Origin of the sequence: Paenibacillus cisolokensis (assembly GCF_018403665.1) — a bacterium.
In the GTDB taxonomy this organism is placed as follows: domain Bacteria; phylum Bacillota; class Bacilli; order Paenibacillales; family Paenibacillaceae; genus Paenibacillus_AH; species Paenibacillus_AH cisolokensis.
The window spans coordinates 1-16,176 of the sequence record NZ_BOVJ01000052.1 but is presented as its reverse complement, the minus strand read 5'-3'; the positions used below and the strand labels follow the sequence as shown (position 1 = coordinate 16,176).

Here is a 16,176-nt window from a genome sequence, read left to right as displayed (position 1 = left end):
ATCGTGATCAGAATAGCGTTTTGATCAATTGCAGCGTTTTCATATGATAGTGGACGACCATCGAGAAAAAGTTGAACAGCGAAACGGCCAGCACGAACATCAGTCCGAGAAATACATACGAAATGAGCTGCAGCGACGTCATGCCGTTCAAATAAACGCGGAAATCGATAATCAGAATGACGAACAAAAGCGCATACAAAATGCCGCCCACCATGCTCTGCACGTAATTTTCTTTATAGCCCCGGAAAAAAGTGCGGAACAACGGCACGTCCACTTCCCCCATCACCCATTTGCGGGCAACCGTAAACATCGCGGCCGTAGCCGGAAACAGCGTAAAAGGCGCAACGACTGCGGAAATGAAGAGTCCGCTGTACAATTGATCCACATTTTCCGAAAACAGGGTGGTGAAAATAAAAAACACAAAAGGAAGCGAACAGATTAACCATAATACATTCGTCACGGACAACCGCATAATCCATTCGGATATTTTATAAAAGCCACCCATGACGCCTCTCATTTCCATATAGCGGTTCCCCCTGCGCAAACAGATGTTTACCCTAACTATAATACATAGCGGACCGATATGCCAGAGACCTGTCGGGATGCAGAGCCGTTACCGGCCATTCTATACGGCCGGCCACGGACACCCGCCAAAAATTAAAGCCGGGGAAAGCCCGGCGCCCGCCGGCGCGGTCGGCATTCTCCGGCTTCCTTCGTTTAGCGGTCCATATAATCATCCGATTTCGATTTGCGGTAATCGCCGCGGCTGTCGAAGCGGCCTTTGCCCCCGTCGCGGGAACTTCCGCTTCCGTATGTGCGGTTGCTGCCGCCCCGGCCGCGATAGTTGCCGCTGCCGCGGTTGCTGCCGAACGATCCGCCGGAGAAACGGCGCCCGCTCGAACGGATGTCCGGTCTGCGCTTCTTCGCCCGAATCGGCTCTTCCGGCGTCAGCTCGATATCGACATCCTTCTTCTCTCCGGTCAGCAGCTTGATGGCTGCCGCAAGCAGATGAACGGAATCGTACTGCTCCAGCAAATGAATGGCGATGCCCTTATATTCCTGAATATCGTCGCGATGAACAAGTTCAAGCAGCCGTTCCGCCTGCACTTTCTGTTTGCCCTCAATCGCTTCCGCCATCGTCGGCAGCGGCTTCCGCGCAATACGGTGGCGCGTCACTTTCTCGATAAAGCGGAGATGATCGATCTCGCGCGGCGTTACGAAGCTCCACGCAGATCCTTCCTTGCCGGCGCGGCCGGTACGGCCGATCCGGTGCACGTAGCTTTCGGGATCCTGGGGAAGGTCGAAATTGATAACATGCGAAACGCCGGATACGTCAAGCCCGCGCGCGGCAACGTCCGTCGCCACAAGGACGTCGATGCTGCCGTCCCGGAATTTGCGCATCACATTGTCGCGCTGGTTTTGCGACAGGTCGCCGTGCAGCCCGTCGGCCGAATAGCCGCGCTTCTGAAGCGCTTCGCTAAGCTCGTCCACCCGGCGTTTCGTACGGCCGAATATAATTGCGAGTTCCGGCGATTCGATATCAAGCAGCCGGCACAGCGCTTCGAACTTCTGGCGTTCCTGAACCTCGATGTAGGATTGTTCGATCAGAGGCGCGCTTACTTGCTTGGGAATAACGGAGACATGTACCGGATTTTTCAGAAACTGCTGGGCGAGTTTCTGAATATTCGGCGGCATCGTAGCGGAGAACAGCATCGTTTGCCGCTCTTCGGGGACGAGCGACAAAATCGCCGTAATATCCTCCATGAAGCCCATATCGAGCATTTCGTCCGCTTCATCCAGCACGACGGTTTGAACGTCGTCCAGCTTGATCGTTTTGCGGTTGATATGATCAAGCAACCGTCCCGGCGTGCCGATAATAATTTGTGGACGTTTCTTCAAGGCGCGAATCTGACGGCCGATTTCCTGTCCGCCATAGATAGGCAGCGTACGCAGTCCTTTGAACCGCGACAGCTTGCCGATTTCTTCCGAGACTTGAATGGCAAGCTCGCGCGTCGGCGTCATGATGAGCGCCACGATGCGATCCTCGCTTGCCGGAATTTTGTGAATAAGCGGAAGCCCGAATGCCGCGGTTTTGCCTGTGCCGGTCTGCGCTTGGCCGATCAGGTCACTTCCGGTCATCGCAATCGGGATCGACTTGGATTGAATCGGCGTAGCTTCCTCGAATCCAAGCTCCGTAATCGCCTGCAACACTTTTGGTTCCAGGCCGAAATCAGCGAATGTTTTCAAACTTCTTCAAACTCCTTCTATCTTCAGCCTTCTTGAAAATTCAATTCATTATAACACACATGCAAACGCGAATACCAGTTCACCGCAATGACGCATACTAAGTTCGTCGGATGGTCAGGAAGGATGTGATAAGGATGAACTACGTCCGGTTCGCCATTACGGCGCTCATTATGACGATCGGTTCCCTGCTCATCGCCTTCGGCTTCAACCGGCTCCTCATTCCCCATCAACTGTTAAGCGGCGGTCTCTCCGGCTTCGCGATGATCATCGGCTACGTCGTCGGCGGGAATATCGGCTGGCTCTATCTCGCCCTTAACGTTCCGGTCCTCGTCTGGGGCTTGTATCGCCTGGGCGAGCGGTTCATCGGATGGAGCATTTATTCTGTATTGACCGCCACTTTCTTCATGCAGATCATCCCGGTCGCTCCGATCGCCAACGATATATTGCTCGGGGCGGTATTCGGCGGCATTCTGCTCGGTTTGGGCAGCGGCATCGCCCTGCGCTACGGCGGGTCTTCCGGCGGGTTCGACATCGTGGCGTCCATCGTTACGCAGAAGCGGGACTTCCCTGTCGGCATGGTCATTTTTTTGCTGAACGGACTTGTCGTCGTGTTGCTCGGTTTGATCACCCGCAGCTGGGAGCCGTCGCTCTATTCGCTCGTATCGATTTTTACGGCCGGCAAAGTCGTCGATCTGGTGCATATCCGGCACGTTAAAGTGACCGCCTTTATCGTCACGACGAAAACCGACGAGATGCTTCAGCGGCTGCTGACCCGCCCGCGGGGGTTACTGTCATTCCGACTAGGGGTGGATATTCTTCCGTAAAGCAAGATATGCTCATGACCGTCACGACCCGTTACGAGCTGCACGAGCTTCGCAAATTGATCCGGTCCGTCGACGCCCGGGCATTCGTCAACATTGTGGAAACGGCCGGCATTATGGGCGAATTCCGGCGGATAGACGATTGAAGGCTTGCCTTTCGGCCGCAGGGCAAAGATGGAATTCCAATACGCTCTCTATATTTTTGCAGGCTTAACTGTTATAATAATAGTATCCCGTGGTTTGCGTTTCTTGCCATACGTTCTACCCTCATCATGAACATGAAAGGGTGATTGCAGATGGTTATGGAAACTGTCACACTGTCGCGGATCGTCGAGAAACTGGCACCAGAGCTGTACCCTTGCCTGACCGAACGCGAACGTCAGCTCAACATTGTGCTGCGGGATGGAATGGGGCTCCTTGAGCCCGAAGATGTAATTGAAATTGTGCAGTACAGCATTTGCGAAGTGCAGAAGGAAACGCTTTTGCACTGAACACGGATCTTACGATCCGTGACGGTTCCACGCAAGAACGGCTTCGCTTTCGCAAGGGCGAAGCTTTATGTTTTGCGAAAGCTCGCAAGAAGGAAGCCTGCGCGGCGTCTGCCGGCGCAGGCTTCCTTCTTGCTTCAAGCGTCTGTTATCCTTCGACGAGGTAGCCGCTGCCCGGCTCTGGCCGCTTTTTCTCGACGATCGCCGCTTCGTACGGCCCGGGCGCCTTCAAATAATGCCGGTCGATATGCGCCTCAAGCGCCGCAAACGCTTTCTGGTCGTTTTCGGCCAGCAGCACGAGATACGCCTTCTGTTCCGGAAACTGAATTTCGATTTTATACAACATCATCGCCACTTCACTCCTTACGCCTACGTGTATAATGAAAGCAAGCCGTCGCGCAGAGCGCGGATAGGCCAATCGCCATAAACGGAGGGGATTCTTATGCTTAACGTCGGTGCGGAAGCGCCGCTGTTCGAAGCGGAAAGCACGAAAGGAAACGTCCGTCTTGCGGACTATATCGGCCGGCAGCCGATCGTTCTTATTTTTTATCCGATGGACGACACGCCCGGTTGCACGAAGCAGCTGTGCGCCGTTCGGGATGCAAAAGAGGACTACGACCGCTTCGGCGCGCTCGTCATCGGGGTCAATGCCGGTTCTGCCGAACAGCACCTCCGCTTCGCAGGCAAACACGGTTTCGATTTTCCGATCGTCGCCGATCGTGACGAATCGATTCGCAAGGCGTACGATGTAGGCAAGCTGTTCGGACTGATCGCGCAGCAGCGCATCGTGTATGTCATCGACCGCAGCGGCCGGATCGCATTCGCGGCCAAAGGCAACCGCCCGACCGAAGAAATACTAGCCGTGCTGGAGCGGCTTCAGCATGAGGAGCGGCATTGACATAGGCGGCCAAGCTTCCCGAAGCTGAAACGGCCGAACGCCCCCATTCTCGGACCGGGGCGGTCGGCCGTTTCAGCTTGCCCGGCTTCTCCCGCGGCTCTCCTTATTGCGAGAGGCGGAGTGCCAGATTGTAAAGCTCCATATTGAATTCCTTCTTCGTGCTCGTCACCAGATCGATATCCGTCGTGACCAGCTCGCCTTTAATGATGCCGCACGCTTTGCCGGATTCGCCTTCGATCAGCTTCTGCACGGCGAAATCGCCAAGACGGCTCGCGAGCACCCTGTCGTTGTGCGTCGGCGTACCTCCGCGCTGAATATGGCCAAGACAAGTCACGCGCGGTTCGATGCCGCTAAGCTCCGCGATTCTGGCGGCGATCTCTTCGCCGTCCCCGACTCCTTCGGCAACGACGATGATGCTGTGCCGCTTGCCGTGACGGAAGTTCTCCTGCATCCGCATCGCCACCTCGTCGAGATTGAACGGCACTTCCGGGACGAGAATCGTCTCGGCTCCGCTGGCCAGACCGGCATACAGCGCGATGTCGCCGCAATGGCGGCCCATTACTTCGACAACCGACGAACGCTCGTGGGACGTCATCGTATCGCGCAGTTTGTTAATCGCGTCGACGACGATGCTGACCGCCGTATCGAATCCGATCGTGAAGTCGGTGAACGGAATATCGTTGTCGATCGTGCCGGGCAGCCCCATCGTCTTGATCCCGAGCTTGCTCAGCTTGTTGGCTCCTTGGTACGAGCCGTCGCCGCCGATGACGACCAGCCCGTCGATCCCGCGCGCGCGCAGCACCTCCGCTCCGCGCTGCTGGCCTTCCGGCGTCAAAATTCCTTGCAGCGGGCCGTCTGCAGAATCGTTCCCCCGCGCTGAATAATGTCGCCGACGCTGCGCAGGTCCATCGGCCGGATATCGTCGTTGATCAGCCCCTGATATCCCCGCTGAATTCCGTACACTTCCAGGCCGTGGTACAATGCGCTCCGCACGACGGCGCGCACCGCGGCGTTCATTCCTTGCGAGTCGCCGCCGCTAGTCAGGACGGCAATCGATTTAACAGCTGACATATTATACCTCCATCTCGTGTGTTTCTTGGAAGACCGGTCAATCGCAAGCGCTCCTTTGACCTAAACGTTCCGAATCCGGATCCACTTGCTGTTGACCAATAAAAACAATCGCGTCATCGGACTGTTGCGCAGCAACAGGCGGGATACCCGGCGAACATCGGCCTGACTGCGCACTTTCGGGTCCGACAGATAAAGGGCGAGGAGCCCCTCGATAATGAGCCGGTGAAACCTGTGCGCCGGCAGCCGCCGCACATCGCGGCGGGCATTCGCCGCAATAGCGCCGATCCGGCGGACGAGCGTCTCCTGGCTGTCGTAGTAGCGGCAGAAGTTCAGATCGCCGCCTTCGCGGTCCTCTTCCTGATCGATCAAATAATCGAGCAGAATATGCAGCCCGCAGACATGCGGGAAATAGGCGTCGCGGAACGTCCTGGCGGCCTCGTCCGTCAGGCCGGGCCGCGACGCGGCGAGAAACAGCGCGAACATCCCGAGCGTCGATCCCGCCGCCGCGGCGAATTCATTCCAGGACAGCTGCGGGCAGCGGTCCCGGTGAAGCGCCCACCATTCGAGCAGCCGGGATTCGCGCAAATCGAACCGGATATGCTTGTAAACCTGCAGATCGCCGTACAGCCCGACCAGCTCCGTCACGTACGGCTGTACGACGGCAAAGGACGGAAGCCGGCTCACGCACTGCCGGCATGTCTCGACAAGCATATGCAAATAGCCGCCGTCGTCGCGTTCGTTGCGGTAAGCATAGTAGTCCGTCAGCGGCGACGTCGGATCGACCGCGTCCAGCATCGCGCGGTGCAGCAGACGAAAGTCATCCGGATCGAGCGACGTGCTCCGGTCGCACAGATTGTCCAGATAATCGCTGATCGTCTGCAGCGCGACGATCAGCGGAATAAGGACATGCCGCATGTCCGGGTCGGCCGCCGCGTAGACCGCGCCGCCCTGGCAATGGAATCGCTTGGCCTCCATGCTGGCCAGCGCCTGGGCGCGGAGCTCGGCGTCAGGGATGCGCTCCGCCGCCGACCGGAGTTTCGCCAGCTCCGCCGAAACATCGGGAAGCACGTACTTATAGACGCGATACATGAGCAGCAGAGGCTCCTGCGGAACGCGCAGGCTGAAGCGCCCTCCAGTGTCGTCCATCGGCCGCGCCTCCTTCTCTCCTTCCATCTGTCAGAAATGGGTACGCGGTTCGACCTCCTGATCGATGCGGTACCAGATATGCAGATCGTGGATGCGGCTGGCCAGTTCGGCAATTTCGCCGTTCAGCCGGCAGGAACGTTCGAAGTCTTCCTCTTCTTCAAGCTGCGATTGCTTGGCGACGATGATCCGCTCCAGATGGAGCACCCGCTCCGGTATCGTGCCGCGAATCGTCTCCCACTGTTCGACAATCGCTTTTCGTTCGTCTTCGTCGTACGCCTCCCATTCCGCTTCCAGCCTCGGCAGCGGAATGCCGAGACGTTCGTCCCATACAAACCGATAGTTCCCCATGGTAAACCTCCAGACATAAATGTACCATATCCAAGACTTATTAATCCAGCGATAATTGATCTGCTGCGGCGAGTCCGGACTTTTTCGCGGAAAAGGCCCTCAAGCCGCCCGAGGCGTGATATACTGATTCACATATATTTCATATAGAAAGCTTTTCAAAGAGAAAGCATAGCGAATTTCTTGCTGGAAGCAACGACCCCGGGAGGGAACCGCAACGCATGAACGAATCCGCGCAGCGGGTGCCGATGAAGCGGCTGTGGACGTTTTTTTGCCGCTCGGCATATCCGCCAGTCTCGTTACCATCTCTCACGTTATTATTAACGGCACGCTTGCGAGAGCGCCCGATCCCGAGACGATCATTGCCAGTTATGCCGTCGCCATGAGCTTGCTGACGATCACCGAGCGGCCGGCCGTGCTGCTCAGGCAGACCTGCTCCGCCCTGGTGCGCGACCGCACTTCGTTCTCCTCGATGCTGTTCGTCGGACAAGCGGTATTCGTCAGCATTATGGCGCTCGGCTTTCTGGTCAGCTATACGTCGCTTGGCGAATGGATCTTTATGGGACTGTTCGGCGTATCGGCTTCGCAATATCCATATGTTCTCGACGTCTACCGGGTGTTGATGTTCGTCAGCGTCTTTTCCGGCATTCGTTGTCTGTATCAAGGCGTAATCATTTTCCAATTGCGCACCAAATGGCTGACCATCGGCATGGTGATCAGGCTGGCCGGCATGTATTTGCTGTCGCTCTACTTTATTCGAACGGGCGTGACGAGCGGCCGGGTCGGCGCGATCATCTTCCTTGCGGGCATGATGATCGAGGCGGCGATCAGCTTCGCGGAAGGCCGCCGGCTCATCCGCCGGCTTCCGGCGAAAGATCCGGAACATACCGTCGAATCGAAGGGACAGGTCTTTTCTTTTTACCGCCCGCTTCTGCTGTCGGCCTTCATTACGGTCTGGATCGGTCCGACGATCAACGCCTGGCTGGGGAAAACCGGCGATGCCGCGCTCGCCATCGCTTCCTTCGCCATCGCGGGCAGTCTCGTCAATCTGGTGACCAGCTTCTTCAGCTACTTTCACCAGATCGTGCTTAATTTCTATAAAATCGATCCGGGAGCGGTCCGCCGCTTCACTCTGACGCTCGGTTTCGTTCCCGCGCTGCTCATTGCCGTGCTCGCGTTCACGCCGGTCGGGGAATGGCTGCTGGAGCACGCGATGGCCGTGCGCGGCGAGCTTCGGGACGAAAGCCTGAGCGCCCTGCGCGCTTTTATTCCGCTTGCGCTTGTCATGCCGTGGCTGGACGCCCTTAACGGCCTTGTCATGGTTCGCGGCCAGACGAAGCTCATCTTCGGCTCGCAAGCCGCAAACCTCGGCATGACCGTGTTGATGCTGGTCGTGCTGATCGGGTTGAATCCGTCATGGAACGGAGCGATCGGCGCGCTTGCGCAGTCGTTCGGCCTTGCGGCCGAGTTCGCCTTTGTCGGCTTCGCGCTGCGCCGCGTCCATCCGATCGATACGGCGCTTAGAGATAAACGAAACAAGGTGGAGAGATCAATTTGAAACCTGCAGATGCACCGGCCGCCGAGACACGTTCCGCCTCTGCGGCCAAAGAAACGTTTATGCTTCGGTCGTTCAGCTTCTTTTCTTACACGACCACGGCCGTCGTCGTCTCCTATTTCCCGCTTTACTTTCTCGACCGCGGCTTTACGGAGCAGCAGATCGGCATTATTTATTCGACCGGCCCTTTCATCTCGATATTCGCCAATCTGCTGACAGGGATGATCAGCGACAAATATCGCACGATCAAGAAGCTGCTGATGCTGCTTCTGCTCGGACAGCTCGCCATGATTGCGCTGCTGTTTCCGCTTGATCAGTTCGCGCTGATCTGTGCGGCGATGATCGGCTTTTATTTTTTCAGACGCCGGTCAATCCGCTTACCGACAGTCTCATTCTGCTTTCGGTCCGCCACACCGGCGTGCCGTTTACGCTCGTGCGCATCTTCGGCTCCCTCGGATTCGCCAGCGCCGCTCTGCTGCTCGGTCTTCTGCTGAAGGAGATCGGCTCCGAATGGACGCTTGCGGTCGCTCTCGCCACGATCGGGATCACCTTCGGTCTGTCCGCGCTGCTCAAGGATTACAGCGGCAGCCTGCGCAAGATCGAGTTTTCCGGCTTCTTCCGCATTATCCGGCAGCCGGATCTGCTCATCTTCTTCACGCTCGTGTTCATCTTCTCGGTCGTGCACCGGCTGAACGAAGGATTTCTCGCCGTGATGATGCGCCAGATGGGAGCGAGCGACGCCCTGGTAGGCGCCGCCTGGATGATATCGGCCGTCAGCGAAATTCCGGTGTTTTACCTGCTCGGCAAGTACGGCCACAAATTCCGCGAGCTGCCGCTGCTGTTCATCGCCAGCTTGCTGTATGCGCTCCGGTTTCTGCTGCTCGGCCAGGTGCGGCAGCCGGAATGGTTTGTCGTAATCCAGGCGATGCACAGCGTCACGTTCGGCATTTACTACGCCACCGCGCTGCGCTATTTGTCGGGCGTCATCCCGGACGAATATCGTTCCTCCGGACTGGCCGTCTATACGATCGTCTGGGCCGGCTTCGCCGGCATCGCCAGCGGCATTGTCGGCGGCTACGTCTACCAGCATTTCGGACGCGGGCTCTTTTTCGATCTGGGGGCTGCGCTCGCCCTGATCGCCGCGGCCGGTTTTCTGGCCAAGCATTGGGCCGACCGCCGGGCGGGCTGAATTTTTGCAACAACCGTTCATTTTCTATAATATTGGAAGTAGAAAAAGACGAAAGAGTTGAATAAGATGAAATACGAGGATTTGAAACAAGTCATTCACGAGCGCCGGAGCATCCGCAAGTTTACCGAGGAACCGGTCTCCGTCCGGCACATTCGCGAGCTGATCGATTGCGCGCGATACGCCCCGAGCGACACCAATTCGCAGACATGGGAATTTATCGCCATTACGAACCGCGCCAAAATCAAAGCGATCGAAGAGATGACATGGGAGCAGCTTCACATCCGGGCCGAGGAAGCGGCAGGCAGGGGACTGGAGCGGGAAGCGAAGCTTCTTCTCAAGTCGTTCGGACCGTATGCGACCGCCTTCTCCGATGCGCCTGCGCTCATCGTCTGTCTCGCCACTCCCTACGAATCGAAATTTCGGGAGCGGATTTTCGACCCGATCGGACTCGTTCCGGATGAAGTATGGCGGGAGGAAGGCATCAAAAGCAGCTGCCTCGCCGCGCAAAACCTGATGCTGGCCGCTCATGCCCTGGGTCTGGCGACCTGCCCGATGACCGGACCGGTGCTGCTCGCGGAGAAGCAGCTCAAAGCGTATCTCGGCATTGACGATTCCCGCGACATCAATATGGTCATCGCGCTCGGCCATCCGTCCGGACAAACGAACAAGCTCGCCCGCAAGGAAATCGATGACATCCTGACCATCGTGGATTGACGGGCTCGACTCGCAAATTCCCGCAACCAAAGCTGCCCCTTAATCGTCTTGAATATAGGGCAGCTTTTTTTACCGCATTTGCTCCCCCGACCAAAGTCCGGCTTCCGATCCCGCCGGCAGACGGTTTCGGTTCCCCCGGCCGCAACGATACAATGACATCATCAGGATTTTTCGAGCAATATTTCCAGGAATAGTTCAATCGTTCAAAGGTGGTTGCTATGCAGAATAAGAAGCTCTATATCCTCCTTAGCGATACCGGCACCTGGCTGTCCAAATGCATACGGTTTTATACCCGGCATTCGCTCAACCATGCCTCGATTTCATTTGACGAACATTTAAGCGAAGTGTACAGCTTCGGAAGATTAAACCCCCGCAATCCGTTTCTCGGCGGTTTCACCAAAGAGGAAGTGTTCGGAAATCTGGTTCGCGACGAGAACCGGTTTACGAATTGCGTCATCTTTTCGGTTGCAGTGCAGCCCGAAGTATACGAACGGATCAGAAGGCGCATCGAATATTTCAAATGCAACAGCAATCGATACCGGTATAATTTTCTCGGGTTGTTCGGCGTCATGCTCGATATACCGCTGCGGCGCAAGCAGGCTTATTTCTGCACCGAATTCGTTTCCTGGCTGCTGCACGACCACGGGATGCCGCTCGCTAACAAGCACCCTTCGCTGATGACGCCGGCCGACATTCTCGCTTGCGACAAGCTGCAGCTCGTCTTTGCCGGCGACCTGCGCCGCTATCACGCTTCCGCAAATTACAAGCTGAACAACACCGATGCCGCAGCCTTTATCGAACAGCTCGACTACGCTTCCGCTTCTCCCGCCTCCAACTTGCTCTATACGTCCTGAATGCGATTGCCGGGCCGCAAGGCGCGGCATATTCGCTTGCGTCCGCCTTCCTATCCGCTCCTCGCCGCGCATGTGCGAACTTCCCATCGGCTGCCGGCTGCACAATCCGCAACCGGCGGTACGGCCCCTTGCGGGCATGCGGCGGCGGTTTTCGCCCAGCTCGAAAGCGCATCCATGCAAAGGCCGGCCGCACCGTGTCCTGCGGGACAACGCCTCCGCCGCCGAATGCCGTCCGGCAAACGCAAAAAAGAGAACCCCGGGCGTTCCTGGGATTCTCTATCCTGTCTGCACTCGCTATTATAAGAAGTTCGTACGAACTTGTTTCTTATAACTTGGTGACGTTAGCTGCTTGCGGTCCGCGATTGCCTTCAGTGATATCGAATTCAACCGTTTGACCTTCGTCCAACGTTTTGAATCCGTCGCCTTGGATTGCCGAGTAGTGAACGAAGACGTCTTCGCCGTTCTCGACTTGGATGAATCCGTAGCCTTTTTCTGCGTTAAACCACTTAACTGTTCCTTTCAAATGAACAACCTCCTAAATTGACCGCCGTTATATACGACGAGTGAATCCATTATAACGTTTCCTCGGTCAAAATGCAATGACTGTCGTGAACACCGCCCTTGACAATTCGCAACAGCCGGTCCGAATGCGGAATAAACGGAAGCTGCGACGGCAGCCGTTCGGCCGACGCGCCTTGCCTGACGATCCGCTCGATCAGTCCGTCGAGCCCGGGATAAGGTTTCCACGCCAAGTCCACGAGCGGATAGATCCGAATTTCGCCGCCCGGCTTGCAGACGCGCAGCAGTTCCAACAACGACCGCTCATGAAAATGCTCGCCGAACTGCTCACCGTACAAGAACAGAAAATGGCTGCACAAAACCAGATCGAACCGGTCGCTCGCGAACGGCAGCTCGGGCAGCGCGCCCGGAACGTACCGCTCTTGCGCATCCGGCGACGCGATGTCCTCGGCAAACCGGGCAAGCGATGCTTCCCGCATCAGCCGATGATGCGCCGGATCGCCGTAAAAGCTCCAATCGTAAATATCCGCAAGCGCGGCGATCTTCCGCGACGAAACGCCGATTTCCCCGGCCGCTTCGGCCAGCCATTCGCCGGGAGGCAGCCCGTAGCGGGGATCGGCGGCTACAGCCCGATATCCGGACCGCGTCGCGTCGGCGACAAACGACGAAGCGCCCGCGGCCACGTCCAGTATTTCGCCCGCCGCAAGCAGGCCGTCCGTCAGCGCGAACATTCGCCGGTACTCCTCCATGCCCCGGCAAGTCATCGCCACGCCGGATTGTTCATACTTTTCATTCGCTCATCTCTCCTCGTCTCTTCTCTTCTCGTCTCTTCTGCGCTGATCTTGTCCGTGCCGAAAATGATGGCTGCGAATTCTATCTTACCACCGCTGCGTATTGATTTCTATCCTCCCGATTGGCTATGATGAGGGGAAACGAAGAAAAGGGGACGAAGCTGTCATGTTCAAGAAATACGAGATTTACAAAACGGACAAATACAATATGTTGACCGTTGAAGTGCAAGGCAAGGCGCTGATCGTCCGCGAAATATCCGACCAGTGGGGCGAGGAATGCCATACGTTTCTCAGCCGGCCGGAAATGCTGAACTGGGCGGAGAACCGCTTCCGGGAGGAAGATTTCAAGGAGCGCCCGGAGGAGCGGGAAAAATATTGTCCGCCTTCAGAAGCATTTAACAGCATGTTGAACGCCTCGGGGAACCGGCGCTGCGCAGCGTTCGTTCTCTTTTTGCCGCGTTTTCCGGCACGGGCGCCGGGAAGGGAAGGAAAACCGCCCCTCTGCGGCGAACATAACGGGTACGCGCAGCGCATACATGTCTAAACGGGAGGATGGGGCTGGCGCATGGATACGACTGCCATTGTCATTTTCGTCATTTTAGCTTTTTCGCTGGGCCTTGTGCTGATCATGAAGCGCGACTCCATTCCGCCTTCTTTGCGCCGCGGAATGGCGCTGACGGCTATCGCGCTCATTGCATTCGCCTTTTTTCTGATCGTCTACAGCCTGCTCAACTTCGGGAGGATGCAGTAAGCGGCCGGCCCTGCCGGCTGTCGGCAACGGCCGCCGTTTGCCCGATTTACGGAATCGGAGGAACCGGACCGCTGCGGGCAAGACCGCGCTTGCAGAGGTAAAAACGCGGCAGGTGGACATAATAGGGACAAATAAACCGTTCAAGAGGTGATCGACGCTTGAAATGGCTGTCCCTGGTACTGTCGTTCTGTCTGCTGGCGGGGTTCGCCAAAGATGCGCCGGTTTTCGGCCATTCGGCGGAAAGCGGTCAATCAACCAGTTTACCGAGGAGGAATACGATGAAACACGTACCGAAACGATCCGAAATCGCGCCGGAGCACCGTTGGAGGCTTGAGGATCTGTTTCCGGATCAGGCCGCCTGGGACAAAGAATACGAAGTGGCGAAGGAACTGATCAAACAAATCGCCGACTACCAGGGCAAACTGGCCGATCCGCAGCAGCTGAAAGCATGCTTCGAGCTCGAAGACGACCTGTCCCTTCATACGGAACGGCTATACGTCTACGCCAACATGAAGCATCACGAGGATACGGCGGAGCCGGTCTACCAGGCGCTTGCGGACAAAGCGAAGCGGCTCAGCGTGGAAACGAACGAAGCGCTCTCGTTCATTACGCCGGAAGTGCTGGAATTGCCGGACGAAACGCTGGATGCGATGATCGCCGATCCTTCTCTCGCCAAGTACCATCATACGCTGAAGGAAATGCGCCGCCAGAAAGCGCATATTCTGTCCAGAAGCGAAGAAGCGCTGCTGGCGCAAGTCGGCAACGTCAGCCAGGCGCCGGGCACGATTTTCAACATGCTGAACAACGCCGACCTGAAATTCCCGAAAGTGAAGAACGAGCAAGGGGAAGAAGTCGAGCTGACTCACGGCCGATACATACAATTTTGGAGAGTAAAAACCGCGACGTGCGCGCAGGAGCATTCAAGGCGATGTACGAAACGTACGGAAAACTGAAAAATACGATCGCCGCCACGCTGAACGCGAATGTAACGAAAAACATTTTTACGCCAAGGCGCGCAAATACCCGTCCGTTCTCGAGATGTCGCTGTACGGGGACAACATTCCGAAGGACGTCTATACGAATCTGATCGGCACCGTTCACGAGCATCTTCCGCTCATGTACCGTTACATGAAGCTTCGCAAAAAGCTGCTCGGCGTCGACGAGCTGCATATGTACGACCTGTTCGCTCCGCTCGTTGAAGAGTTCAAGATGGAAATTCCGTTCGAGGAAGCGAAGAAAATCGTGAAGGAAAGTCTGCAGCCGCTCGGCACGAACTATTTGAACGCGCTGCAGGAAGGGTTCGACAACGGCTGGATCGACGTCTACGAGAACGAAGGCAAGCGCAGCGGCGCTTATTCGTGGGGCGCCTACGGCACGCATCCGTACGTGCTGCTGAACCATTCGGATAATTTGAACAGCATGTTTACGCTGACGCATGAGATGGGCCACGCGCTACATTCGTATTTTTCCGACGCCAATCAGGATTACCGCAACGCGCAGTACACCATCTTCCTGGCGGAAGTGGCCTCCACGCTGAACGAGGCGCTGCTGATGGACTACATGCTGAACAAGACGACCGATCCGAAAGAGAAAATGTATTTGCTCACCTACTATGCCGATCAGTTCCGGACGACGGTGTTCCGCCAGACGATGTTCGCCGAATTCGAAATGATCATTCACGAGAAGGCCGAGAAGGGCGAATCGCTCACGCCGCAGGAGCTGTGCAAAATCTATTACGATCTGAACGTGCTGTATTACGGCAAGGATATGACCGTCGACAAGGAGATCGAGATGGAGTGGGCGCGCATTCCCCATTTCTACACCAGCTTCTATGTGTACAAATATGCGACGGGCTTCTCCGCCGCTACCAGCTTCGCCAAGCAAATACTGGACGAAGGCAAGCCGGCGGTGGACCGTTACCTCGGCTTCCTGAAAAGCGGCGGCAGCGATTTCTCGATCAACATCTTGAAAAAGCCGGTGTCGATATGTCCACGCCGGAGCCGGTCGAGCAGGCGATGAGCGTGTTCGAAAATCTGATCGAGCAGATGGAGCAATTGACCGCCAAATAAATACGTACGACAAAGCGAGGGCGTCCCGTTTCACCGCGAAACGGGGCGCCCTCCGCCGGATGTCGAAGCGGAACAGCCTGCCGAGCGTCGTGCCGTACAGCCGGCCGTCTTCCCCCGGCTTCAGAAACCCGCCTCGCCAATAGCGGCCCACGCTGTCCCATGAGAAAGGAAACAGTTCGCCGGACCAGACGACTTGACGGAGTACCGGATCTCCATCTCCCGAAACAATTCGATGCTGCCGTCAGGTTTCGTCCGCATCCGGCGGCCGGAGCACGATGCGGCCGTCTTCCCATTCGACCCGGACTTTGTTCCGGTCCTTGAAGCCTTCCGCCTCGAGGAAAGAGGCCGGTATTTGCAGCCGGCCGGCCTTGTCGATCACCGCATATTCGACATGGCTCTCTTCCTCCGCCGCGGCGGATTCCGCTCCTTCCCGCTCCAGCTCGGCCAGCTCTTCCGCATAGGAGCGCCGCCGCAGCATCTCCGACGAGGTGCGGCCGTCCCGAATCGCGACGACCCGGTCCACCTTGCGGGCGAGATGCGGGTCGTGCGTCACGATGACGATCGTCAGACCGAGCTCCCGGTTCAGCTTGCGAAACAAATCGAGCACCTGATCCGACGTCTTCGTGTCGAGCGAGCCGGTCGGCTCGTCGGCGAGCAACAGCTGCGGCTCGTTCGCAAGCGCGATGGCGATCGCCACCCGCTGCTGCTCGCCGCCGGA

At 57.1% G+C, this 16,176-nt stretch carries 14 protein-coding genes and 5 pseudogenes; 10 read left to right on the top strand and 9 right to left on the bottom strand.

The window, feature by feature from the left end; translation table 11 throughout:
* Positions 1-7 precede the first annotated feature (7 nt).
* Together PACILC2_RS07280 and cshA are read right to left on the bottom strand one after the other, a co-directional pair.
* Positions 8-523, bottom strand: a complete 516-nt coding sequence (locus PACILC2_RS07280; protein WP_244863328.1) for a YesL family protein — start codon at positions 521-523, stop codon at positions 8-10.
* Positions 524-717: 194 nt separating this feature from the next.
* Positions 718-2,247 carry a degradosome RNA helicase CshA gene (gene cshA / locus PACILC2_RS07275; protein WP_213528373.1) on the bottom strand — a complete coding sequence of 510 codons (1,530 nt, stop codon included), beginning with the start codon at positions 2,245-2,247 and terminating at the stop codon, positions 718-720.
* Between the two features lie 134 nt (positions 2,248-2,381).
* On the opposite strand from cshA, the pseudogene PACILC2_RS07270 reads away from it, so the two are divergent.
* Together PACILC2_RS07270 and PACILC2_RS07265 are read left to right on the top strand one after the other, a co-directional pair.
* Positions 2,382-3,214 (top strand): annotated as a pseudogene (locus PACILC2_RS07270) (YitT family protein).
* A gap of 150 nt (positions 3,215-3,364) precedes the next feature.
* A complete protein-coding gene (locus PACILC2_RS07265; protein ID WP_062494217.1) occupies positions 3,365-3,559 on the top strand; it encodes a hypothetical protein in 195 nt (64 codons plus the stop codon).
* Positions 3,560-3,704: 145 nt separating this feature from the next.
* Here PACILC2_RS07265 and PACILC2_RS07260 read toward each other — a convergent pair whose 3' ends face one another.
* A complete protein-coding gene (locus PACILC2_RS07260) occupies positions 3,705-3,905 on the bottom strand; it encodes a DUF3906 family protein (protein WP_213528371.1) in 201 nt (66 codons plus the stop codon).
* A gap of 93 nt (positions 3,906-3,998) precedes the next feature.
* Between PACILC2_RS07260 and PACILC2_RS07255 the strand changes: the two genes are divergently transcribed.
* Positions 3,999-4,454: a peroxiredoxin gene (locus PACILC2_RS07255; protein WP_213528369.1), complete on the top strand. Its 456-nt coding sequence runs from the start codon at positions 3,999-4,001 to the stop codon at positions 4,452-4,454.
* A 103-nt stretch (positions 4,455-4,557) separates the two neighbouring features.
* Here the strand turns inward: PACILC2_RS07255 and pfkA are convergent.
* From pfkA to PACILC2_RS07240, 3 genes and pseudogenes are all read right to left on the bottom strand, one after another.
* Positions 4,558-5,525: pseudogene (gene pfkA / locus PACILC2_RS07250) on the bottom strand (6-phosphofructokinase).
* Positions 5,526-5,585: 60 nt separating this feature from the next.
* Positions 5,586-6,671: a tetraprenyl-beta-curcumene synthase family protein gene (locus PACILC2_RS07245; protein ID WP_062497041.1), complete on the bottom strand. Its 1,086-nt coding sequence runs from the start codon at positions 6,669-6,671 to the stop codon at positions 5,586-5,588.
* Positions 6,672-6,701: 30 nt separating this feature from the next.
* Positions 6,702-7,019: a hypothetical protein gene (locus tag PACILC2_RS07240; RefSeq protein ID WP_062494225.1), complete on the bottom strand. Its 318-nt coding sequence runs from the start codon at positions 7,017-7,019 to the stop codon at positions 6,702-6,704.
* Positions 7,020-7,275: 256 nt separating this feature from the next.
* Here PACILC2_RS07240 and PACILC2_RS07235 point away from each other — a divergent pair, with 256 nt between their 5' ends.
* From PACILC2_RS07235 to PACILC2_RS07220, 4 genes and pseudogenes are all read left to right on the top strand, one after another.
* On the top strand, positions 7,276-8,574 hold the full coding sequence (locus tag PACILC2_RS07235; RefSeq protein ID WP_244863327.1) for a multi antimicrobial extrusion protein MatE: 1,299 nt from the start codon (positions 7,276-7,278) through the stop codon (positions 8,572-8,574).
* A 107-nt stretch (positions 8,575-8,681) separates the two neighbouring features.
* A pseudogene (locus tag PACILC2_RS07230) lies at positions 8,682-9,760 on the top strand (MFS transporter); the annotation flags it as partial.
* A gap of 66 nt (positions 9,761-9,826) precedes the next feature.
* A complete protein-coding gene (locus PACILC2_RS07225; RefSeq protein ID WP_213528367.1) occupies positions 9,827-10,474 on the top strand; it encodes a nitroreductase family protein in 648 nt (215 codons plus the stop codon).
* 218 nt (positions 10,475-10,692) lie between these two features.
* Positions 10,693-11,328 (top strand): C40 family peptidase, encoded by a 636-nt coding sequence (locus PACILC2_RS07220; RefSeq protein WP_213528365.1) that lies wholly within the window; start codon positions 10,693-10,695, stop codon positions 11,326-11,328.
* A 325-nt stretch (positions 11,329-11,653) separates the two neighbouring features.
* Here PACILC2_RS07220 and PACILC2_RS07215 read toward each other — a convergent pair whose 3' ends face one another.
* Together PACILC2_RS07215 and PACILC2_RS07210 are read right to left on the bottom strand one after the other, a co-directional pair.
* Positions 11,654-11,851 carry a cold shock domain-containing protein gene (locus PACILC2_RS07215; protein ID WP_062494232.1) on the bottom strand — a complete coding sequence of 66 codons (198 nt, stop codon included), beginning with the start codon at positions 11,849-11,851 and terminating at the stop codon, positions 11,654-11,656.
* Between the two features lie 49 nt (positions 11,852-11,900).
* The gene (locus PACILC2_RS07210; RefSeq protein ID WP_244863326.1) at positions 11,901-12,578 is read right to left on the bottom strand and encodes a class I SAM-dependent methyltransferase; all 678 of its coding nucleotides are present in this window, start codon (positions 12,576-12,578) and stop codon (positions 11,901-11,903) included.
* 226 nt (positions 12,579-12,804) lie between these two features.
* Here PACILC2_RS07210 and PACILC2_RS07205 point away from each other — a divergent pair.
* The 3 genes and pseudogenes from PACILC2_RS07205 (at position 12,805) to pepF (ending at position 15,458) form a co-directional block, all read left to right on the top strand.
* Positions 12,805-13,037: pseudogene (locus PACILC2_RS07205) on the top strand (hypothetical protein).
* A 166-nt stretch (positions 13,038-13,203) separates the two neighbouring features.
* Complete coding sequence (locus PACILC2_RS07200) at positions 13,204-13,389, top strand: hypothetical protein (RefSeq protein WP_213528363.1); 186 nt, start codon at positions 13,204-13,206, stop codon at positions 13,387-13,389.
* Between the two features lie 278 nt (positions 13,390-13,667).
* Positions 13,668-15,458, top strand: a pseudogene (gene pepF, locus PACILC2_RS07195) (oligoendopeptidase F).
* A 241-nt stretch (positions 15,459-15,699) separates the two neighbouring features.
* On the opposite strand, the gene PACILC2_RS07190 reads toward pepF, so the two are convergent.
* Positions 15,700-16,176, bottom strand: a 477-nt coding sequence (locus PACILC2_RS07190; protein WP_213528361.1) for an ATP-binding cassette domain-containing protein, incomplete at its 5' end; no start/stop codon positions are given.

Bases quoted from the DNA above. Each gene is read 5' to 3' on its own strand.
- PACILC2_RS07280 (WP_244863328.1), bottom strand. From the start codon at position 523: ATGGAAATGAGAGGCGTCATGGGTGGCTTTTATAAAATATCCGAATGG.
- PACILC2_RS07265 (WP_062494217.1), top strand. From the start codon at position 3,365: ATGGTTATGGAAACTGTCACACTGTCGCGGATCGTCGAGAAACTGGCA.
- PACILC2_RS07260 (WP_213528371.1), bottom strand. From the start codon at position 3,905: ATGATGTTGTATAAAATCGAAATTCAGTTTCCGGAACAGAAGGCGTAT.
- PACILC2_RS07255 (WP_213528369.1), top strand. From the start codon at position 3,999: ATGCTTAACGTCGGTGCGGAAGCGCCGCTGTTCGAAGCGGAAAGCACG.
- PACILC2_RS07245 (WP_062497041.1), bottom strand. From the start codon at position 6,671: ATGGACGACACTGGAGGGCGCTTCAGCCTGCGCGTTCCGCAGGAGCCT.
- PACILC2_RS07240 (WP_062494225.1), bottom strand. From the start codon at position 7,019: ATGGGGAACTATCGGTTTGTATGGGACGAACGTCTCGGCATTCCGCTG.
- PACILC2_RS07225 (WP_213528367.1), top strand. From the start codon at position 9,827: ATGAAATACGAGGATTTGAAACAAGTCATTCACGAGCGCCGGAGCATC.
- PACILC2_RS07220 (WP_213528365.1), top strand. From the start codon at position 10,693: ATGCAGAATAAGAAGCTCTATATCCTCCTTAGCGATACCGGCACCTGG.
- PACILC2_RS07210 (WP_244863326.1), bottom strand. From the start codon at position 12,578: ATGTTCGCGCTGACGGACGGCCTGCTTGCGGCGGGCGAAATACTGGAC.
- PACILC2_RS07200 (WP_213528363.1), top strand. From the start codon at position 13,204: ATGGATACGACTGCCATTGTCATTTTCGTCATTTTAGCTTTTTCGCTG.